The following is an 18,260-nucleotide window of genomic DNA, read 5'->3' as shown; positions in this document are numbered from 1 at the left end:
CCTAAGCCCTGTGGGATACAGGACTCAGGCTGCGCAGGGCGCTAGTTAATCTGTCCAACTTTTGGGGGGCAGTTCAGATTTGGGTTATGCGTCCGGCGCCGGCAACCTGAAGAATGCCCGGGCGCAGGCGGTGGTGTGAGCGGCCAGGTCGTCTTCGGATTCGGCGCGGTGCACGGCCACTTCGCGCAGCACTTCGGGCAGATAAGCCGGCTCGTTACGGCCACTTTTGGGCTTGGGGCGCAAGGTGCGCGGCAGCAGGTACGGCGCATCGCTCTCAAGCATTAAGCGGCCACGCGGGATGTCGCGGACCAGCGGGTGCAGGTGGGTGCCGCGGCGCTCGTCACAAATCCAGCCGGTAATGCCGATGTGCAGGTCCAGGTCGAGGTAGCTGAACAATGCCCGCTGCTCGCCTGTAAAACAGTGCACAACCGCTGCCGGCAGGTGGTCGCGGTAGTTGCGCAGGATTTCCAGCAGACGCTGGTTGGCGTCGCGCTCGTGCAGGAAGACCGGTAGTTGCAGTTCCACGGCCAGCGCCAAGTGCTCTTCCAGCACTTTCTCTTGTTGTGCACGCGGCGAGAAGTCGCGGTTGAAGTCCAGCCCGCATTCACCCACGGCCCGCACGTTCGCCTCCTTGAGCAAAGCGCGCAGGCGCTGGGCGCTGTCGCCGTTCCAGTCGCTGGCCGAATGCGGGTGAATGCCCGCCGTGGCGAACAGCCGTTGGCCGTTTTCGTCCAGCTCGCGGCACAGTTGCAAGGCCTGTTCGCTGCCTTCAACGCTGGTGCCGGTGAGGACCAGTTGGGCAACGCCAGCAGCATACGCACGGTCCAGCACGGCTTGGTGCTTACCGTCGAAACTGGAGTTGGTCAGGTTGACGCCGATATCGATGAGTTGCATGGTTCTACCTCAGGCCACAGGCCGTGAAGCATATCAGAGCTGTAGTTTTATAAGAAAAACCAAGAACTACAGACGGTTATGGTTGTCTTTGAATGCCGCAACAACGCAATGCCTTTTTCATTTCAGGGTGCATTGGCTGTATTGCGCTCTGTTTCCAGCGCTGGAATTCCCCCAATGGGGTGACCGATTGTCGGGTAATCCGATGCGGCGCGGGACTGTATTCTTTCCGGAGAACGGATGACGAGACCTACGTTATTGATTGCACTGTGCCTGTTGCTGTTGCCGCTCCCGGCAATGGCGCGATTGGCTGGGCCACTGCAAGTCGGGCAGCCAAGCCAGGTCCGCGATCTGGCGCAGATTCGCAGCAGTCAGGTGTTGCGTGTGCTGGTGAATCAAAGCCGCAACAGCTCCGGCGAAGTGCAGGGCCAGGACATCGGTGTTGAATACCATCGCCTGCGCGCTTTCGAGCAGTACCTGAATGCCAGCGCCCGCGACGGGCACGAAATTACCCTCAAGATCATTCCCAAGGCCAAGGACCAGTTACTCGGTGCGCTCATGCGTGGCGAAGGCGATTTGATGGCGCCGGGTGAGTTGCTGGACGTCAAGCCCAGCCATGCGGTGAGCCCGAGTGATCCTGTGGTCGATCGAGTGCCGTTGTTGCTGGTCGGGAAGAAGGGCGAGCGGCGTTTTACCCGGTTTGAACAACTGTCCGGGCGCACAGTGGCATTGACCACGGGCAGCGCTGCCGGTGAGTCCATCAGCCTGATCAATCAAAAACTCGCGCTGCGCAAATTGCCCCCGGTGAAGGTAGAGTGGGTCGACCCGAGCCTGGCGGTGGAAGATGTGCTGGAGATGGTGCAGGCCGGGATCTTTCATCTGACTATTGTCGAAAAGCCGATTGCCGAACGTTGGGCCACGCTGATGCCCAAGCTGCGCTTTGATCGCCAGGTGCTGATCAGCGAGCCGGCCGCGATGCGCTGGTTTGTCCGCCGCGATGCCGCCATGTTGCACGCCAGTGTCGACAAGTTCCTGGCCAGTTATAAAGCCCCGTCCAATCAAGACCTGGCCTTTGAGAAGGTTTACCGTGGTTTGTACCGGGTGCATTACCCGTTGGCCAAAACTGACCGGCAAAAACTCGAAAAACTGCGCCCGGTGCTGCAAAAACATGCACGGCAACAGGGTATGGATTGGCTGAACCTGGCCGCGCTGGCTTTCAAAGAGTCTGCCCTGGACCCCGGTGCACGCGGTTCGGGTGGCGCGACGGGGCTGCTGCAGATTACCCCTTCGGCGGCGCAGCGGGTCGGGGTCAATGACATCAAGAATGTCGATAACAATGTGCAGGCTGGTGCCAAGTACTTATCGATGATTCGCCGTAAATTTTTTTCCAGCCCCAAACTCAATGAGCGTGAGCGCATGGCCTTTGTGCTGGCGGCTTACAACATGGGCCCTGAGCGGGTGCAGGCCATGCGGGCCGAGGCCAAACGACGGGGCTTGAACCCCAATCAGTGGTTTTTTCAGGTAGAGCGTATTGCCATGGAACAGATGGGCATGAGCGCCGTCAGCTATGTTAATAGCGTGAATAAATACTATTTGGCATTCGACCGCGAGCGCGACTCTTTGGAGCCGGCAGCAGGACGGGTAGCCTCTCGTAAATAATCGAATAATTCGATTGTAATGCGGGGTTTATTCGACTTTTAACATGATAAAAACTGATTAATATGGCGTCCATTCCCCACCTGATTTGAAGGAACGCACCATGAGCAAATTGATCCAGACTGTTCTCGCCACCCGTGCCGGCTACGGTTTGACCGTCCTGCGGGTGTTTGTCGGCATCATCTTTGCGGCCCACGGCTCGCAAAAGCTTTTTGGCTGGTTTGGTGGGGGCGGCCTGGCGGGCACCGCACAATGGATGGAAAGCATCGGTCTGGCACCGGGCACCTTGATGGCACTGTTGTCGGGTGGGACTGAGTTCTTTGGCGGGCTGGCCTTCATTATCGGTTTGCTGGCACGCCCGGCGGCCTTGGGCTTGTCGTTCACTTTGCTGGTGGCGATCTTCTCGGTGCACATCCACAACGGGCTGTTTATGGCCAACAACGGCTATGAATTTGCCCTGGCCTTGCTCGGCGGCACGCTGGCGGTGTTGCATGAAGGTGCTGGCAAACTCTCGGCTGATCGGGCCATCGCTGGCTAATCGCAAGCTTTTCGCAGGCCATAAAAAATCCGCAGCCTGGTACAAGGGCTGCGGATTTTTTGTGTGTGGCGGGTCAGCTTCAGAACATTAGCGCGTTGGTCATATCGCCCATGGGCGTTTGGCCGCGGGCTTTCATGGCATCGTCACGGTGTTTAAGGCCGTCGAGGGTTTCCAGTTGGTGCACGCGGGTGATCAAGCGCAGGACCGATGCCGTGTCATATACCGTGTGGTCGACCGTGCCTTTGCGCGCGAACGGTGACACCACCAACGCCGGGATGCGTGTACCCGGCCCCCAGCGATCGCCCTTGGGCGGCGCAACGTGGTCCCACCAGCCGCCGTTTTCGTCCACGGTCAGCACGATGACCATGTTTTCCCATTGCGGGCTGTTGCGCAGCACTTTGAGCACGCGGTCCAAATGCCGGTCGCCCGCTGCCACGTCGGCATAACCGGCGTGCAGGTTGAGGTTGCCCTGAGGTTTGTAGAACGACACGGCTGGCAGCTTGCCGGCTTCGGCATCGGCGAGGAAGCGGTTGGTGCTGCTTTCGTCGCCCAGGCCGCCATCACGCAGGCGCTTGCTGCGCTCAGCCGGGTGTTCCGGGCCTTGGCGGGTGAAGTAGTTGAACGGCTGATGGTGGTACTGGAAGTTCGGGATCTTGGGGATACCGCCGGAGTCTTTGTACTCGTCGAGCGTAGCTTGCCAGGCACCGGCGTACCAAGCCCAGTCGATGTTCTTTTTGCTCAGTTTGTCGCCAATGTGTTCATGGCTTTGCGGCACCAGCACGCTGGGCAGGTCGGGTTTGGAGTAGTCCGGGCGTTCTGGGTCACGAATCCAGGTCGGCCAGTAGGGCGGGGCCATGGTGTTGACCGCGTACCCGTCAGGCGTGATAGCGCTGGGGCCAAACTGCGGGGCGCCGGTCATGGCACTTTGGGGCGATTTATCCAATGGCTTGAGGCGCGTGCCTTTAGGGTCGTCGCCTTCCAACGTGGCGATCTGACTCTTGGCCACAGAGTTGGCGGCGTCCGGGTAAACCGGCACGGCGGCACTGATCAAGTACTGGTGGTTGAGGAACGAGCCGCCAAAAGCGCCCTGGAAGAAGTTGTCACACAGTACGAACTCACGGGCAACATCCCACAAGCGCAGGGAATATTGCGACTGTGCGTAGTGGCCCATGGGCAAACCACCGGAGTCGCCCCAGGCCACAAACTGGTCGTTTTTGCCGTCGTTGATTTGCATCTGGTTTTGATAAAACACGTGCCACAGGTCACGGGTCACCAGGCTCAACGGCAGGTCTTCCTGATTCGGGCCTTTAAGGGCGAATGGTGCGTTGGGCAGGTTTTCCTGGAACTGCACGCCTTGCGGGTACGTGACACCGTCAACCGTTTGCGGGCCTACCTGCAAGACGCCGCCCCAGGCCGGTGGCAGGGTGTTGAGCAGGCTGCCATCGCGGTCGCGCTGCTGATAGTCCGCAGGCTTGAGCGCCGACAAGGGTTTTTCGACGCCGGGGAAGTTGGCGAACAAGTTGTTGAAACTGCGGTTCTCGGCGTAAATCACCACGATGGTTTTCACCTGCTCGTGGAGTTTTTTGTCCAGCTCGGTCGGGGTCAGCGGTTCAGCTAGGACCGGTGTGTCATGCGGGGTGTTTGCGTACACGTTCAAGGTCGCCGCACCGACACCGAGCGCGGCTGCACCGGCGAGGAAGCGACGGCGGCTGGCATCGGCAGGGAGTTGGGTGTCCTTGTCTTTTTCGTCGCTCATTACGGAGTCCTGTTAACTGTTACAAAACATTTTCGGCGGCAGCGTAACAAGGGATTATGACGGCGGGGTTTCAAATGATCGAATTCAACTTAGCGCAGATGCATTCTTCATCTAAGCGTGCATGAATTCATGGGGGCGTCTGGTACGGGGTTTTCGTGGCATATGATTCTTGACAGTTGTAACCGGCTTTATCTAGGATGTTTCTTGCGCCGATTTAAACAGCTACTTGCGGGGCGCCAGGGTGTCAAAAGACGCTCGAAATACCGCTAAAGCGCTGGTTCGGTGTTGCCTCTCACCTGCCACGCAGAACCTTGAGGCGGAGAACCGATACATGAGTCAACCACGTCCTTTCGTTCGTCTAGCGCCGATCACGGCCAATCAGACTTCGCGCAACCCAAAAATCCTCCTGGGCGGTAAACATCAGCCAACGCTGCTGCGTTATCTGGACGGCTGGCCGCGTCGCAAAGGGCAAACTTCAGCGTTTTTGATTCAGTTTGTTGAGGTCGGCGACGAGCTGACGCGTTTTGCCGCCGACAGTTTTGACCTGGCAGTGATTCAGTCGCCTTCAAGCGAAAATGCCGAGTTGGTCATTCGCAACCTTATACGCGTGTCACGCCAGGGTTTAATCACGTTGCGTTAATGAACAGGGTCGCCATCAGCTTTGCTTAACAGGTAAAGCTGAAACGGATCAAGTTTCAAACTGGTGATAAGACGACCATCCAAACTTCACGCACTGTTCAAAATTCGAGTTGGCCATGAGTTCTTCTGCCGTCGAGTAAGTCGAACGAAACGGCAATGTTGGCACCCAATGCCCGCTAAACGGTGTGATGCAGTCTTTGTAAAGATAGGGCCCCTTGCCTGGTAGCCGTTTTATCTCAGCCTCAGTCCAGTCGGAGCTGCTTGCGCTTGCTGTTGCGGGGGTGATGACGAGCACACTCAATGAAAGTGCTGCGAAGAGGCGGGTTAAAAGTGTCATTAATTTATTCCATTAAATAATGTAAGTGGTTTGTAGTCCTCAGCTTAGTTTCGTGGGCTCAACGCTCAATGAGACAACTGCCACGCTGTTTGTAAGAAACGCCCCGGATAAACAGCGGTGCTGTTAATCAGGGGTACTCAATAGCCACGATATACACGCACTGTTCGCCGGTCGGCGTTTGTACCCGAACTTCGGCATCCAGCGCTTTGCCAATCAAGGCGCGGGCCAGGGGCGAGTCGATGCTGATCAGGCCCTGTTTAAGGTCCAGCTCATCGGGGCCGACGATGCGGTAGCGCGACTGTTTGCCGTCTTCATCTTCAATCGTGACCCAGGCGCCGAAATACACTTTGTTCGGGTCGCCAGGTTTTTCGCTGACCACTTTCAGGCTTTCAAGGCGTTTGGTGAGAAAGCGCACGCGGCTGTCGATCTCGCGCAGCATCTTTTTGCCGTAGGTGTATTCAGCGTTTTCCGAGCGATCGCCTTGTGCCGCTGCTTCGCTGACCGATTGCGTGACCTGTGGCCTGCGCACATGCCATAGCTCATGCAGTTCGGCGCGCATCCGCGCTTCACCTTCCGGGGTGATCAGCGCGGTGCCAGCAGGGCGGGGTGGTCGATAGCGGCTCATGGTCAATCCGTTGGCAGAGAAGGGCGCGAGTCTATCAGCCCTCGCGCAGCACTGTCAGCGGGCTGGCATTGAGGGCGCGGCGGGTGCCAAACACCCCGGCGCCACCCACCATCAGGGCGCCCAGCACCGGCAACAACACCAACCACGGGTGCGGGTGCCAGGGCAGGTCAAAGGCATAGCGGTACAGCACCAGGCTGACCAGTTCTGCGCCCAGCGCAGCCAGCAAGCCGCTGGTGGCACCGAGCAAACCGAACTCGATACGCCGGGCCTTGATCAGCAGTTGGCGTTCGGCTCCCAATGCCCGCAGCAAGGCACCTTGGCGAATGCGCTCGTCGAGGGTGGACTGCAGGCCAGAAAACAGCACTGTCATCCCCGCCGCCAGAACGAACAACAGCACGTACTCAATGGCAATCGTGACTTGCGCCAGAATGCTGCGCAGCTGTTCGAGCAAGGCATCAATCGGCAGGATGGTCACCGCCGGGAAGCTGCGCGACAGCTCAATGATTTGCGTGTCGTGACCCGGGGCCAGGTAAAAACTGGTGAGGTAGGTGGTCGGCAAGTCCTGCAGGGTGCCAGGCTGGAAGATCATGAAAAAGTTGGGCTGGAAGTTGTCCCAGTTAATGCTGCGCAAACTGGTGACTTGCGCCTCGCGATTGACCCCGGCAACCGTAAACACAAGATGGTCGCCCAGCTTGAGTTTCAGGCTTTCGGCCACTTTGGCTTCAACTGACACCCCTGGCACGCCCTGTGGCGGTTGCGCCGACCACCACTGGCCTGCGGTCAGTTCGTTGCCTTCGGGCAGGTCAGCGGCCCAGGTCAGACTCAGGTCGCGCTGTACGGCCTTGTCGCCGCTGGAGTCTTTGGTGACGATTTCTTGCACCGGCTCGCCATTGATGCTGATCAGGCGCCCCGGCACTACCGGGTAAATCGGCGCAGCCTGGGCCTGGAGTTGGTGCAGGCGGGCACCAAAGGCGTCCTTGTCAGTGGGCAAGATATTCAACGCAAAGTAGTTGGGTGCATCTTTGGGCAACTGGCTTTGCCAGGTGTCGAGCAGTTCGCCGCGCAACAAGGCAATCAGCGCCATCGACAGCAGGATCAAACCAAACGCCAGGGCCTGACCGGCTGCGGCCAGAGGCTGGCGCAGCAGTTGGCCCAAGCCCAGACGCCAAGGCAGGGAGGCACGGGCCAGCCCACGGCGAAGGCCCTTGAGGCCCAGCAGCAACAGGCCGCCGAGTATCAGTGCGGCAATCACGCCACCGCCGAGCAGGGCGAAGGTCAGCACCAGGTCCAGGCTCATGCGCCACATGATCAGGCCTAGCGCGAGCAAGGCGGCCCCGTACACCGTCCAGGTGCTGGCCGGGATTGGCAGAATGTCACGGCGCAAAACGCGCAGCGGCGGCACACGGCCCAGGGCGGCCAGCGGCGGTAGAGCGAAACCGGCCAGTGCGACCAGCCCGGTGCCCATGCCGGCCAGTGCGGGCATCACGCCACCGGGTGGTACATCCGCCGGGAGCAAGTCGTGCAGCAAAGCGAACAAACCCAGTTGCGCCAGCCAGCCGAGCAGGGCGCCGGTCACGCTGGCCAGCAGCCCGAGCATCGCCAGTTGCAGACTGAACAGCCAGAGTGTTTCGCGGCGGGACAAGCCCAGGCAGCGCAGCAATGCGCTGGCATCAAAGCGCCGATTGGCAAAGCGGGTTGCAGACAGGGCAACCGCTACCCCGGCGAGCAACACCGCTACCAGGCTGGCCATGTTCAGATAGCGTTCGGCCTTGCCGAGTGCGCCGCCGATTTGCTGGTTGCCATCACGCCCGTCGAGCAAGCGCTGGTTGGCTTCAAGGCCCGGCTGGATGACGTCACGGTAGGACTGTAGCGCCGGTGCTTCGCCGCGCCATAGCTCGCGGAAACTAACCCGGCTGCCGGGTTGTACGATGCCGGTCGCTTGCAGGTCATCCAGATTGATCAGGACCCGTGGGGTCAGGCTGTAAAAGTTACCGGCACGGTCGGGTTCGTAGGTCAGAACACGGGTGATCTTGACGGTTTTTGAGCCGACATCAATGTCGTCACCGACCTTTAGATCCAAAGCAGTCAGCAGCCGCGGCTCAACCCAGGCTTGCCCGGACTTAGGCCCGCCGCCGGGCTCTTCTTCGCCATAAGGCTGGGCGGCGCTTTTGAGTTGGCCGCGCAGGGGGTAGGCGTCATCGGCGGCTTTGATGCTGGACAGCTGAATACCGTTGTCTGTGGCAATTACGCTGGAAAACTCGATGATTTGCGCGTGTTTGAGTCCCAGTTCGTTGCCCACGCGAATTTGCTCTTCGCGAGCCGGTGAGCTGCCTTCGAGCACAAGGTCGGCCCCCAGAAACTCGGTGGCACGTAAAACCATCGCGCCGTTGAGGCGAGCGCCGAAGTAACCGATGGCGGTGCTGGCGGCGACGGCCACCAGTACGGCAAAAAACAGCACGCGCAATTCACCGGCGCGGGCATCACGCAGGAGTTGGCGCAGGGCGAGGCTGAGCAGACGGACCAGCGGCAAACGTGCCATCAAGGCTCCAGAGGGCCGACCAGATGGCCGGCGTCAAGACGGATCAGGCGTCGGCAGCGATGGGCCAGACGTTCGTCATGGGTCACCAGTACCAGTGTGGTGCCCTGTTCTTTGTTCAGCTCAAACAGCAGTTCAGTAATGCGCTCGCCCGTGTGGCTGTCGAGGTTACCGGTCGGTTCGTCGGCAAACAGCACGTCCGGGTTGGCGGCAAAGGCCCGTGCGATGGCAACGCGTTGCTGCTCACCGCCAGACAACTGGCGCGGTGAATGGCTCAGGCGCTGGCCCAGGCCGACCCGTTCAAGCAAATGCCGCGCCTGTTCGCGGGCGTCTTTGCGGCCATCGAGCTCCAGCGGCAACATGACGTTTTCCAGTGCGTTGAGGCTGTCGAGCAATTGGAATGACTGGAATACGAAGCCAACGTGTTCGGCGCGCACGCGGGCACGCTCATCTTCATCGAGGGTGCTGAGTGCATGTCCGGCCAGAATGACTTCACCCTGGCTGGGCAGGTCCAGGCCTGCGAGCAAGCCGAGCAGGGTGGATTTGCCGGAGCCGGAAGCGCCGACGATGGCCAGGCTGTCGCCTTTGCGCAGTTCCAGGCTTAAGGGGTGCAGGATGGTTAACTCGCCTTCCGCGCTGAGAACCACTTTGCTAAGGTTCTGCGCGGTGAGAATACTTTCGCCCATGGAGAATCCAATGCGTACGTGGTTTTTAAGTGCTGCTCTAGCCCTGATGTGTATAGCGCAGAATGCAGCTGCAGGAACAATCTTGATCGTCGGCGATAGTATCAGCGCGGCTTTAGGCCTGGATACCCGTCTGGGATGGGCTTCTTTGCTGCAGCAGCGGCTTAAGGAACAAGGCTACGACGACCAGGTGGTCAATGCCTCGATCAGCGGCGACACCAGCGCAGGCGGGCTCGCGCGGTTACCGGCGCTGCTTGCGGAGCATAAGCCGCAGGTGGTGATTATTGAGCTGGGCGCCAACGATGGGCTGCGCGGCCAGCCGCCTGCACAATTGAAACAAAATCTTGCCGCGATGGTCGACGACTCGCAAAAAGCGGGTGCCAAAGTTCTGCTGTTGGGCATGTTGTTGCCGCCCAATTATGGCCCGCGCTATACCGACGCTTTTGCCAAGGTCTATAGCGATCTGGGCAGCGAGAAAAAGGTCGCGCTGGTGCCGTTTTTCCTGGAGGGCGTCGGCGGGCATCCCGAGTTTATCCAGGCCGACGGCCTGCATCCGAAGGCCAATGCACAGGGCCGTTTGCTCGATAATGTGTGGCCAACCCTAAAACCACTGCTTTGATGCTTTTCTAGCGGCATGGTTTCGGCTAATGTGGCGCCCCCCCGATTTGGAGCCCCTGATGTCGCGTCCTGCCTGGTCTTTATATGCTTATCAACTGATCGAGCCCGATGAGCAGCTCGATTTGTTCGCCTGCCAGGAGGTACGGGTACATTTGGTCACGCGCCAATTGGAGCTGGGTGGCACGATTGACCGCACCCTGTGTGGTTCATTGCTGCCTGCGCAGCCGCGTTGGTCGGATGTCACGCGCAAGGTGTTTCAGGATCACCGGCTTTGCCCGCTGTGCCGTGCAATTATTGAGTCTCAGCGCCGCGGCACTGAGCCGATCTGGCCCGAATTGCGCTTTGAATTGTGATGTAACCTGTCTGAAACCTTAAGACTCAATACGCCGCCTCCCGGCTTTTCGAGGTGGCGTGTACACTCTCTTTTTTGTCCCCCTGTTGATTATGCGAAGGGTCTTCCGGATGTTCTCGCGCTTACCTGCTGTCACCCGTTATCTGTCAGTTGCCGCACTGTGTGTTGCGGGTCCCGTTCATGCGCTTGAATTTCCGCTGCCGCCACCGGGTGAAGACGTGGTCGGGCAGGTGCAAGTCATCAAGGGCAAATACGAAGACTCCTTTTCGGACCTTGGCAACCAGTACGAACTGGGCTACTCCGAAATGATTGCCGCCAACCCCGGTGTGGATGCCTGGCTGCCCGTCAAAAAGAACCTCGACGGCTCGATCGTTGACACCGATATTGTGTTGCCCACCCAGTTCATCCTGCCGCCGGGCAAGCGTGAAGGCATCGTGATCAACCTTGCCGAGTACCGCTTGTATTATTTCCCCAAGGATCAGAACAAGGTGTACACCTTTCCGTTGGGGATCGGTCGTGAAGGCTGGGGCTCGCCTTTGGGGCTGACCAAGGTCACCGCCAAAACGCCAAATCCGACCTGGACGCCTCCCGCTTCGATCAAGGCCGAACACGCAGCCAATGGTGACCCGCTGCCTAACGTTGTGCCGGCAGGGCCGGACAACCCGCTGGGGCCGTTCAAGTTCACCCTGGGCATGCCGGGTTACCTGATCCATGGTTCCAACGCCAAGTTCGGAATCGGTACGGGCACCAGCCACGGCTGTTTCCGCATGCTAAACAAAAACGTGCTTGAGATGGCCAGCATGGTGCCGGTGGGTACGCCCGTTCGCATCATCAACGAACCGTACAAACTCGGTGTCAGTGGCGGCAAGGTTTTCCTTGAAGTGCACGAGCCGTTGAATGTTAAAGATGGCTCTTTGCTAGCCAAAAGTGACAAGTCGCATTTGACTCCGGAAGACCTGCAGAACAAGTACGCAGGCTTTATCAACTTCCTGCTTAAGCATAAAGACTTGGAAAAGGTCATCCAGATCGACAAAGACAAAGCGTTCCCTGTGGTCGGTGCCGAAACCGGCATACCTCAGGAGATTGGTGTCGCCAACACCACGGTGCCACAGGGCCAGTCGCTGGACTACGTTCAGTAACGTACCCAGGCACTTAAACAGCCGCCACGGTTAACGCCCTGGCGGTTTTTTATTGCCTGCTTAGTTGATAGCAGGCATAAAAAAAGCCGACCCATAAAAATGGGTCGGCTTCGATAATAATCCCGAAGGACTATTACTTGCGGCTAGCTTTTTCAAGCATACGCAGAGCACGTTCGTTAGCTTCATCAGCAGTCTGTTGTGCTTTTTGAGCAGCAGCCAGAGCTTCGTCAGCTTTGCGGTAGGCTTCGTCAGCACGAGCCTGGGAACGAGCTGCTGCGTCTTCAGTTGCAGTCAGACGGGCTTCAGTTTCTTTAGATACGCTGCTGCAACCGGTAGCCAGAACTGCGGCCAATGCCAGAGCAGAGAATTTCAGAACGTTGTTCATCGTGTTCCCCTTCAAGGACTTTCTAATTAAAGCTGCTCCTTCAACATGAGGAAACAGCCGGCGTACATACTACCCATTACTTGTAGTAAGTAAACTGACCTAGCGCAAGAACCAAAAAAAATATTTGGCAATCAATGCCAATGGGCTAGATTTAACAGATTGTGTCCGAGAAAACTGCCCGTCTTTGGTCGTCTTGAGCAAGCGGCTTGCAAATATAAAGACCGCGCGAAGTGACTTCAAGAGGGCGCCTGCGTCATAGATTAGTCTTTTGCGTGCGAGCACACACTGAGCATCAATTGCGAGAGCGACTATTCTTAATTTTGCCTGTCGGCGTGCCTGCCGTTGTCAGTGTGCCTGTTGCAGAAGCTGTTCCGGTTGCTGTGTAACGGCAATGACACAGGGCCAGTATCTGGGTTCCCTCGGCACAAAAACATGAGTAAGGTAGAGGTCACAGTCCAAGACCCGCGAGGAGTAATGATGAGCGAGGCGCTGTCCATCCACCATGACCAGGCAGGTCACCAGTTTGAGACCACTGTCGACGGTCACCGTGCCTACCTGACCTACATGGATTTGGGTAAGCAGACTCTGGATATTTACCGCACCTTTGTGCCCAACGCGTTGCGTGGGCGAGGCATTGCGGCCGCGTTGACCGAGCAGGCGCTCGATTACGCCGAGAAAATGGGCTACGAGGTGATTCCCTCTTGTTCCTACGTTGAACGCTATATGGAGCGCCACAAGCGTACTCAGGCTAAAACCTGAAATAGCATTCCATAAAAAACGCCGGGCTAGCCCGGCGTTTTTTATGTGCGCTGAAAAATCAGCCGCGAGCCCGCTTGGGCAAGACATCCTTGAGCTTGGCATGCATGCTGCGCAAGGTGTTTTCTGTGCTTGCCCAGTCGATGCAGGCATCGGTGATCGAGACACCATACTGCAAGTCTTCAAGGTTTTTAGGGATCGCCTGGCAGCCCCAGTTCAGGTGGCTTTCAACCATCAGGCCGATGATCGACTGGTTGCCTTCAAGGATCTGATTGGCCACGTTCTCCATCACCAGCGGTTGCAGCGCCGGGTCTTTGTTGGAGTTGGCGTGGCTGCAGTCGACCATGATGTTCGGAGTGATTTTAGCCTTGGTCAGGGCTTGCTCGCAGAGCGCCACGCTGACCGAATCATAGTTCGGCTTGCCGTTGCCACCACGCAATACCACGTGGCCGTAGGCATTGCCTTTGGTAGTGACGATGGACACGCCGCCTTCCTGGTTGATGCCCAGGAAACGGTGCGGGCTCGACACTGACTGCAAGGCGTTGATCGCAACGGTCAGGCCGCCATCGGTGCCATTTTTAAAGCCGACAGCCGAAGACAGGCCAGAGGCCATTTCGCGGTGAGTTTGCGATTCGGTGGTACGCGCACCAATGGCAGACCAGCTGATGAGGTCTTGCAGGTATTGCGGAGAAATCGGATCCAGGGCTTCAGTAGCGGTTGGCAGGCCCATTTCGGCCAGATCCAGAAGCAATTTACGGCCGATGTGCAGACCGTCTTCGATTTTGAACGAGTCGTCCAGGTACGGGTCGTTGATCAGGCCTTTCCAGCCCACGGTGGTCCGTGGTTTTTCGAAATAAACCCGCATGACCAGATACAGCGTGTCGCTGACTTCAGCCGCAAGTACCTTCAGGCGCTCAGCATATTCATGAGCCGCCTTGAGGTCGTGGATCGAGCAAGGCCCGATGACAACGAACAGGCGATGGTCTTTGCCATCCAGGATGTTGCGAATGACCTCACGCCCTTTGTTCACGGTCTGCAGCGCTGTAGCGCTGAGAGGGATCTCGCGCTTGAGGCGTTCAGGTGTGATCAGGGTTTCGTTGGAGGCAACGTTAAGGTCGTCGATCGGTAAATCAGCCATCGTGTTACTCGTCAGGTCACGGGTGCCGGCCGCCAGCGATCCCCGTGCGGCGGAGCACAGCTTGATTGAGCGCATCGGGGAGCGGAACCTTAACGCGTTAAGCGGTAATTCGACAATGGGCACACAGCGGTTTAATCCAGCGCAGGTTGTGCCAGGGCCTGCTCCAGGGTTTCCTGGGAAAACTCCAGCGCATGCAGGTTGACCCATTCCAGGGCCAGCGCATCCTTGTTTTCGAAGGGCAGGTTGAGTTGATTGCGCTGTCGGCAATAGTGTTCGATCTGGCACACCTGCTCACCCATGCGCGCACCAAACAGGGTCTGGTCATCGGTAAAGGCCACCCCGACGCGGTAACCGTCGGCATGTTTTTCACACCAGGCGATGTAGCCAGGATAGTGGGCGGTGTCGCCCAGGGTGGGCATGTACATATCGACCGCCGTGCCGCGTCTCCAGCCTCTGTCACTGTTGCACGCAACACCCCCCAGGCTGATAGTGTTCAGCTTCTGGCGCGAAAGGGCAGGGTGCTTGCGAGGGGTGATCTGAACAGGAACATCATCTGGGTGAGGCAAAAAACGACCCATGTACACAGACTCCAAAGTGCCAGTATTTTGATCTTGTTAGCTGAGTATAGTGACTGAAATGGAACTGACAGACTTTGATGCGGACCAGCGCCTGCTGACACTGCCCGGCACGACCTTGCTGGTGTTCACCAGCACCGGGTGTTCGAGCTGCCGCACGGCGCGCAAAATGTTGCCCGAGATGCAGTTGCCCATTGATCAGCTGTGCTGGATTGACGCCGGTGACAACGGTGGCCTGGTCGAACGTTACGAGATCTTCCACCTTCCTGCGTTGTTTGTCGTGCGTGACGGTGCTTTTTACGGTGAATTGAAGTCGCGCTTGAGTGAGGGGGAGTTGGCCCACCACCTTAAACTGGCCTTGCTGCTTGAGCCCGACGAACTGCCTTGAATCTTGTGCTACCCCAACTGCGCGTGTAAGTCATCGCGCGGGTCATCGAACTTGTCCGGGCGCTGCTAAGCTGAATTCATCTCGGCCATAACGCCTGTCGAGGAGGTCGCATGATTCGCTCGATACTGTTCGCCACAGACCTCGGTATTTATGCTCCGGTTGTGATGCAGCACGCTTTGGGGCTGGCCCGCAGTTTCAAGGCGGATTTGTATGTACTTCACGTTGTGGAGCCCATGGGGCTGTTCGCCGAATCGGTATTGCAAAGTTATCTGGATGAGCAGGCGCTGCATGAACTGCAGCAGCAGGGCATGACCGCCATGCTGTCCAATATTGAGCAGCGTGTGTTCGAGAGTCTTCAAGATGAACTGGGCGAAGGGGCGCAGGAGCTTGCCTTGATCCGCTCGGTCAAGGTGGTTCAGGGCGAGCCCGCCCACGTTATTCTGGAGGAGTCGCGAAAGCTTGGGGTTGACCTGGTGATCCTCGGCAGTCACGGCCAGTCTACTGGCGCAAACAGCCACTTGGGGCACAACGCAAGCCGCGTCGTAGAGCAGGCGCAGGTGCCGGTGTACCTGGTGCCGTTGGTGCAACGTCGGCGGCGCACCGACGGGTGAAGGCGACGAACTGCTAAAAACGATAAAAAGTTCTAGATTTATTCTTCTGACCTTCCATATAGTTATATATCGCCGCCGATAGTCATGGCGCCTATTTGCTCTGAGGGATGCATATGAAGCTTCAACAACTGCGCTACATCTGGGAAGTGGCGCACCACGACCTCAACGTTTCAGCTACCGCTCAGAGTCTCTACACCTCACAGCCGGGCATCAGCAAACAGATCCGTTTGCTGGAAGACGAGTTGGGCGTTGAAGTATTTGCGCGCAGTGGCAAACACCTGACCCGCGTCACACCGGCGGGCGAGCGCATCATCACCACCGCCGGTGAAATCCTGCGCAAGGTCGAGAGCATCAAGCAGATCGCTCAAGAGTTCTCCAACGAGAAAAAAGGCACGTTGTCGATTGCCACCACGCACACTCAGGCGCGCTATGCCTTGCCGCCGGTTATCAGCAACTTCATCAAGCAATACCCGGATGTAGCTCTGCATATGCATCAGGGCTCGCCGATGCAAATTGCTGAAATGGCCGCTGACGGCACCGTCGATTTTGCAATTGCGACTGAAGCGCTGGAGCTGTTCGGCGACCTGGTAATGATGCCGTGCTACCGCTGGAACCGTTGCGTGGTCGTGCCTCAAGGCCACCCGCTGACCAAACTGCCGAAGCTGACCCTTGAGGCCTTGGCTGAATACCCGATTGTGACTTACGTCTTTGGTTTTACCGGCCGTTCCAAGCTCGATGAAGCCTTCAGCCATCGCGGCCTGACCCCCAAAGTGGTGTTCACCGCAGCTGACGCTGACGTGATCAAGACTTACGTGCGCCTGGGCCTGGGCGTCGGTATCGTGGCCAAGATGGCCGTGGACACCAACCTGGACAAAGACCTGGTGGTGCTGGATGCCAGCGAGCTGTTTGAATCGAGCATCACCAAGATTGGTTTCCGTCGCGGCACCTTCCTGCGCGGTTTCATGTGCGATTTCATTGAGAAATTTGCACCGCATCTGACCCGTGAAGTGATGGCCAAGGCCATTGCCTGCCATAACAAGCAGGAACTCGAAGACCTGTTTGAAGGGGTTGAACTGCCGGTTCATTGAGTGGGCTGATCGGCCCACGGAAGGGCCAGTTGAGCCCATGACGGTGGTGGCTGCAAGCCATTACCGTCACTACCCCAGTAACGCACATGCTGCCATGAATACCTTGAAACTCGACGCGTGATTTCACGCTGGGCGAACAGCGCCCGGCCCACGCCAAGACAAGGATCTTTTCATGAGTACCCGCGCGCAAACTGCTTCTGTATTAATCCCGTCGTTAAGCCCCGCCTTCATCAGTGCCGATGATGCGGCGGTGTATGCCCATGAGCTCATTGCGGCCATTAAGAATGGCATTGTCTACGGCGGCTTTATACTCGCCAGGCAGAACCGCTATTACGCCACCCTGCCACATGCGGGTTCCAGCACGTCCTTTGACCCTGCCGACGTGCTGTCATTGTCTGATGAGGGATTATTCCTGCCGATTCAGGGCTACACCATTGAAGGGATGTATCACTCCAATACTTCCATTCAACGGATGCCTTGGCAGGTGCACGAGGAAAGCGAGCTGCAAGACAACTTTTTTTCGATTCACGACCTCAATCAAGCGATTCGCTACAAACACAACTACCCGCGCTTCTATTTGTCCTGCCCCGACAAGTGCGTATTGAGCTACGTCGCCAGTGGTTCAGACCTTGAGAAAGCCTTGTTGCCTTTACTTTCACGCAGGCGAGCGTTGTATCCCGGGACGTTTGAAAGAGCCTATGACTTGGGGTCGTTGATGCCCTCTGACTTGATTGGTTTGATCTGTCTGGCGGGGGAACTCAGCATTGTGCTGGCGGGGGCTCACTGGGATCGACGCACCCGGCTGGGTGCTAACTGGAAGACAGATCAGCAGAAGGGGCGGACCTCGGTCGACAAGCCCGCACTGTGTTCCAGTGTGTACAGCGATGTAGTAGACGCGGTGAAGGCTGTTCATCAGGCCATGCTCTTGCGCAAACACACGCAATTTGCCGGGTTTGTGCTCAAGCAACTGGACGCGCAGGTGTATGTCTATACCCGTCCCCTGGAGACGCCATTCTTTGAGTTTGACCGAGATGTACTGTTCCCCAAGGACCCCAGCGGCGTTCCGGTCGTGCCTGAGGGTTACCGCATCGTCGGGGTCTACCTGTCAGGTGAAGAACCGGATGCGCTGTTGCATGACAGTACCAACGAGTTGTTTGGCGATTTCTTTTCCCCCAGCGCGCTGCTGACCAGTTTGTTGCTGGTGCGCGCAACGCCTGGCTGCGACGTCTTCTTTTGTGCACGGGAGGGCGGGTTACTGCGCTATCAGAGCGACGCGACAGAGTCAGAAGCAGAGTTGGTCACACTGTTGAGCCGCACTCACGCGACCGTGCCAGATATTGAAGCGAGCCTTTTCCCTTACGACCGTAATGCACAAAGCTACGTCCACCGAGTGGCTGAAGCAGGCACGCTGGAGGTCATTACTGCTGATGACATATGGACGCAAGAGGGAAGGGTTGGCCCCGACTGGGCGCCATTTGCCGTGTCACCAACGTTGTAGGAGCGAGCTTGCTCGCGATCTTTTGATCTTTAAAAGATCGCGAGCAAGCTC

At 57.9% G+C, this 18,260-nt stretch carries 20 protein-coding genes; 11 read left to right on the top strand and 9 right to left on the bottom strand.

The window, feature by feature from the left end; genetic code table 11:
* Window positions 1–84: 84 nt before the first annotated feature.
* Window positions 85–894 carry a TatD family hydrolase gene (locus AAEZ03_RS23925; protein WP_350582031.1) on the bottom strand — a complete coding sequence of 270 codons (810 nt, stop codon included), beginning with the start codon at window positions 892–894 and terminating at the stop codon, window positions 85–87.
* Between the two features lie 237 nt (window positions 895–1,131).
* Between AAEZ03_RS23925 and AAEZ03_RS23920 the strand changes: the two genes are divergently transcribed.
* Complete coding sequence (locus tag AAEZ03_RS23920; RefSeq protein ID WP_123750351.1) at window positions 1,132–2,550, top strand: MltF family protein; 1,419 nt, start codon at window positions 1,132–1,134, stop codon at window positions 2,548–2,550.
* Window positions 2,551–2,650: 100 nt separating this feature from the next.
* A complete protein-coding gene (locus AAEZ03_RS23915) occupies window positions 2,651–3,085 on the top strand; it encodes a DoxX family protein (protein ID WP_350582028.1) in 435 nt (144 codons plus the stop codon).
* A 79-nt stretch (window positions 3,086–3,164) separates the two neighbouring features.
* Here the strand turns inward: AAEZ03_RS23915 and AAEZ03_RS23910 are convergent, their stop codons facing one another.
* Entirely contained in the window at window positions 3,165–4,841 is a 1,677-nt protein-coding gene (locus AAEZ03_RS23910; protein ID WP_350582025.1) for an acid phosphatase, read from the bottom strand.
* A gap of 331 nt (window positions 4,842–5,172) precedes the next feature.
* Between AAEZ03_RS23910 and AAEZ03_RS23905 the strand changes: the two genes are divergently transcribed.
* Window positions 5,173–5,481 carry a class I SAM-dependent methyltransferase gene (locus tag AAEZ03_RS23905; RefSeq protein WP_153334603.1) on the top strand — a complete coding sequence of 103 codons (309 nt, stop codon included), beginning with the start codon at window positions 5,173–5,175 and terminating at the stop codon, window positions 5,479–5,481.
* A 48-nt stretch (window positions 5,482–5,529) separates the two neighbouring features.
* On the opposite strand, the gene AAEZ03_RS23900 is transcribed toward AAEZ03_RS23905, so the two are convergent.
* The 4 genes from AAEZ03_RS23900 to AAEZ03_RS23885 all read right to left on the bottom strand — a co-directional run bounded on the left by AAEZ03_RS23900 (window position 5,530) and on the right by AAEZ03_RS23885 (window position 9,664).
* The gene (locus AAEZ03_RS23900) at window positions 5,530–5,817 is read right to left on the bottom strand and encodes a hypothetical protein (RefSeq protein ID WP_262126857.1); all 288 of its coding nucleotides are present in this window, start codon (window positions 5,815–5,817) and stop codon (window positions 5,530–5,532) included.
* Between the two features lie 127 nt (window positions 5,818–5,944).
* Complete coding sequence (gene greB / locus AAEZ03_RS23895; RefSeq protein ID WP_153334599.1) at window positions 5,945–6,442, bottom strand: transcription elongation factor GreB; 498 nt, start codon at window positions 6,440–6,442, stop codon at window positions 5,945–5,947.
* 34 nt (window positions 6,443–6,476) lie between these two features.
* On the bottom strand, window positions 6,477–8,981 hold the full coding sequence (locus AAEZ03_RS23890; RefSeq protein ID WP_350582021.1) for an ABC transporter permease: 2,505 nt from the start codon (window positions 8,979–8,981) through the stop codon (window positions 6,477–6,479).
* The gene (locus tag AAEZ03_RS23885) at window positions 8,981–9,664 is read right to left on the bottom strand and encodes an ABC transporter ATP-binding protein (RefSeq protein WP_350582018.1); all 684 of its coding nucleotides are present in this window, start codon (window positions 9,662–9,664) and stop codon (window positions 8,981–8,983) included. The genes AAEZ03_RS23890 and AAEZ03_RS23885 overlap by 1 nt, the downstream gene beginning before the upstream one ends.
* A gap of 10 nt (window positions 9,665–9,674) precedes the next feature.
* On the opposite strand from AAEZ03_RS23885, the gene AAEZ03_RS23880 reads away from it, so the two are divergent.
* The 3 genes from AAEZ03_RS23880 (at window position 9,675) to AAEZ03_RS23870 (ending at window position 11,770) form a co-directional block, all read left to right on the top strand.
* Window positions 9,675–10,280 (top strand): arylesterase, encoded by a 606-nt coding sequence (locus AAEZ03_RS23880; RefSeq protein ID WP_048391475.1) that lies wholly within the window; start codon window positions 9,675–9,677, stop codon window positions 10,278–10,280.
* 58 nt (window positions 10,281–10,338) lie between these two features.
* Entirely contained in the window at window positions 10,339–10,632 is a 294-nt protein-coding gene (locus AAEZ03_RS23875) for a hypothetical protein (protein ID WP_003446817.1), read from the top strand.
* A 109-nt stretch (window positions 10,633–10,741) separates the two neighbouring features.
* Entirely contained in the window at window positions 10,742–11,770 is a 1,029-nt protein-coding gene (locus AAEZ03_RS23870; RefSeq protein ID WP_153334595.1) for a L,D-transpeptidase family protein, read from the top strand.
* A 133-nt stretch (window positions 11,771–11,903) separates the two neighbouring features.
* Here AAEZ03_RS23870 and oprI read toward each other — a convergent pair whose 3' ends face one another.
* Window positions 11,904–12,155 carry an outer membrane lipoprotei OprI gene (oprI, locus tag AAEZ03_RS23865; RefSeq protein WP_003172710.1) on the bottom strand — a complete coding sequence of 84 codons (252 nt, stop codon included), beginning with the start codon at window positions 12,153–12,155 and terminating at the stop codon, window positions 11,904–11,906.
* Between the two features lie 477 nt (window positions 12,156–12,632).
* Between oprI and AAEZ03_RS23860 the strand changes: the two genes are divergently transcribed.
* Window positions 12,633–12,914 (top strand): GNAT family N-acetyltransferase, encoded by a 282-nt coding sequence (locus tag AAEZ03_RS23860; RefSeq protein ID WP_048368625.1) that lies wholly within the window; start codon window positions 12,633–12,635, stop codon window positions 12,912–12,914.
* Window positions 12,915–12,972: 58 nt separating this feature from the next.
* On the opposite strand, the gene AAEZ03_RS23855 is transcribed toward AAEZ03_RS23860, so the two are convergent.
* Window positions 12,973–14,049 (bottom strand): 3-deoxy-7-phosphoheptulonate synthase, encoded by a 1,077-nt coding sequence (locus AAEZ03_RS23855; protein WP_048368800.1) that lies wholly within the window; start codon window positions 14,047–14,049, stop codon window positions 12,973–12,975.
* Between the two features lie 131 nt (window positions 14,050–14,180).
* On the bottom strand, window positions 14,181–14,627 hold the full coding sequence (locus AAEZ03_RS23850) for a PilZ domain-containing protein (protein WP_350582013.1): 447 nt from the start codon (window positions 14,625–14,627) through the stop codon (window positions 14,181–14,183).
* 58 nt (window positions 14,628–14,685) lie between these two features.
* On the opposite strand from AAEZ03_RS23850, the gene AAEZ03_RS23845 reads away from it, so the two are divergent.
* The 4 genes from AAEZ03_RS23845 to AAEZ03_RS23830 all read left to right on the top strand — a co-directional run bounded on the left by AAEZ03_RS23845 (window position 14,686) and on the right by AAEZ03_RS23830 (window position 18,209).
* Window positions 14,686–15,012 carry a thioredoxin domain-containing protein gene (locus AAEZ03_RS23845; RefSeq protein WP_048391481.1) on the top strand — a complete coding sequence of 109 codons (327 nt, stop codon included), beginning with the start codon at window positions 14,686–14,688 and terminating at the stop codon, window positions 15,010–15,012.
* A 110-nt stretch (window positions 15,013–15,122) separates the two neighbouring features.
* Window positions 15,123–15,623, top strand: coding sequence for a universal stress protein (locus AAEZ03_RS23840; RefSeq protein ID WP_048368622.1), 501 nt, complete (start codon window positions 15,123–15,125; stop codon window positions 15,621–15,623).
* A gap of 113 nt (window positions 15,624–15,736) precedes the next feature.
* Window positions 15,737–16,711 (top strand): HTH-type transcriptional regulator CysB, encoded by a 975-nt coding sequence (gene cysB / locus AAEZ03_RS23835; RefSeq protein WP_048368621.1) that lies wholly within the window; start codon window positions 15,737–15,739, stop codon window positions 16,709–16,711.
* Between the two features lie 172 nt (window positions 16,712–16,883).
* Window positions 16,884–18,209 carry a hypothetical protein gene (locus AAEZ03_RS23830; RefSeq protein WP_350582009.1) on the top strand — a complete coding sequence of 442 codons (1,326 nt, stop codon included), beginning with the start codon at window positions 16,884–16,886 and terminating at the stop codon, window positions 18,207–18,209.
* Window positions 18,210–18,260 lie beyond the last annotated feature (51 nt).

This window comes from Pseudomonas sp. HY2-MNA-CIBAN-0224 (assembly GCF_040310285.1).
Classification (GTDB): Bacteria; Pseudomonadota; Gammaproteobacteria; order Pseudomonadales; family Pseudomonadaceae; genus Aquipseudomonas; species Aquipseudomonas helleri.
This window is presented reverse-complemented; position numbering and strand designations above follow the sequence as displayed.

What these genes read in the sequence shown, in the direction of transcription:
- AAEZ03_RS23925 (WP_350582031.1), bottom strand. Translation starts at nt 894, where the DNA reads ATGCAACTCATCGATATCGGCGTCAACCTGACCAACTCCAGTTTCGAC.
- AAEZ03_RS23920 (WP_123750351.1), top strand. Translation starts at nt 1,132, where the DNA reads ATGACGAGACCTACGTTATTGATTGCACTGTGCCTGTTGCTGTTGCCG.
- AAEZ03_RS23915 (WP_350582028.1), top strand. Translation starts at nt 2,651, where the DNA reads ATGAGCAAATTGATCCAGACTGTTCTCGCCACCCGTGCCGGCTACGGT.
- AAEZ03_RS23910 (WP_350582025.1), bottom strand. Translation starts at nt 4,841, where the DNA reads ATGAGCGACGAAAAAGACAAGGACACCCAACTCCCTGCCGATGCCAGC.
- AAEZ03_RS23905 (WP_153334603.1), top strand. Translation starts at nt 5,173, where the DNA reads ATGAGTCAACCACGTCCTTTCGTTCGTCTAGCGCCGATCACGGCCAAT.
- AAEZ03_RS23900 (WP_262126857.1), bottom strand. Translation starts at nt 5,817, where the DNA reads ATGACACTTTTAACCCGCCTCTTCGCAGCACTTTCATTGAGTGTGCTC.
- greB (WP_153334599.1), bottom strand. Translation starts at nt 6,442, where the DNA reads ATGAGCCGCTATCGACCACCCCGCCCTGCTGGCACCGCGCTGATCACC.
- AAEZ03_RS23890 (WP_350582021.1), bottom strand. Translation starts at nt 8,981, where the DNA reads ATGGCACGTTTGCCGCTGGTCCGTCTGCTCAGCCTCGCCCTGCGCCAA.
- AAEZ03_RS23885 (WP_350582018.1), bottom strand. Translation starts at nt 9,664, where the DNA reads ATGGGCGAAAGTATTCTCACCGCGCAGAACCTTAGCAAAGTGGTTCTC.
- AAEZ03_RS23880 (WP_048391475.1), top strand. Translation starts at nt 9,675, where the DNA reads ATGCGTACGTGGTTTTTAAGTGCTGCTCTAGCCCTGATGTGTATAGCG.
- AAEZ03_RS23875 (WP_003446817.1), top strand. Translation starts at nt 10,339, where the DNA reads ATGTCGCGTCCTGCCTGGTCTTTATATGCTTATCAACTGATCGAGCCC.
- AAEZ03_RS23870 (WP_153334595.1), top strand. Translation starts at nt 10,742, where the DNA reads ATGTTCTCGCGCTTACCTGCTGTCACCCGTTATCTGTCAGTTGCCGCA.
- oprI (WP_003172710.1), bottom strand. Translation starts at nt 12,155, where the DNA reads ATGAACAACGTTCTGAAATTCTCTGCTCTGGCATTGGCCGCAGTTCTG.
- AAEZ03_RS23860 (WP_048368625.1), top strand. Translation starts at nt 12,633, where the DNA reads ATGAGCGAGGCGCTGTCCATCCACCATGACCAGGCAGGTCACCAGTTT.
- AAEZ03_RS23855 (WP_048368800.1), bottom strand. Translation starts at nt 14,049, where the DNA reads ATGGCTGATTTACCGATCGACGACCTTAACGTTGCCTCCAACGAAACC.
- AAEZ03_RS23850 (WP_350582013.1), bottom strand. Translation starts at nt 14,627, where the DNA reads ATGGGTCGTTTTTTGCCTCACCCAGATGATGTTCCTGTTCAGATCACC.
- AAEZ03_RS23845 (WP_048391481.1), top strand. Translation starts at nt 14,686, where the DNA reads ATGGAACTGACAGACTTTGATGCGGACCAGCGCCTGCTGACACTGCCC.
- AAEZ03_RS23840 (WP_048368622.1), top strand. Translation starts at nt 15,123, where the DNA reads ATGATTCGCTCGATACTGTTCGCCACAGACCTCGGTATTTATGCTCCG.
- cysB (WP_048368621.1), top strand. Translation starts at nt 15,737, where the DNA reads ATGAAGCTTCAACAACTGCGCTACATCTGGGAAGTGGCGCACCACGAC.
- AAEZ03_RS23830 (WP_350582009.1), top strand. Translation starts at nt 16,884, where the DNA reads ATGAGTACCCGCGCGCAAACTGCTTCTGTATTAATCCCGTCGTTAAGC.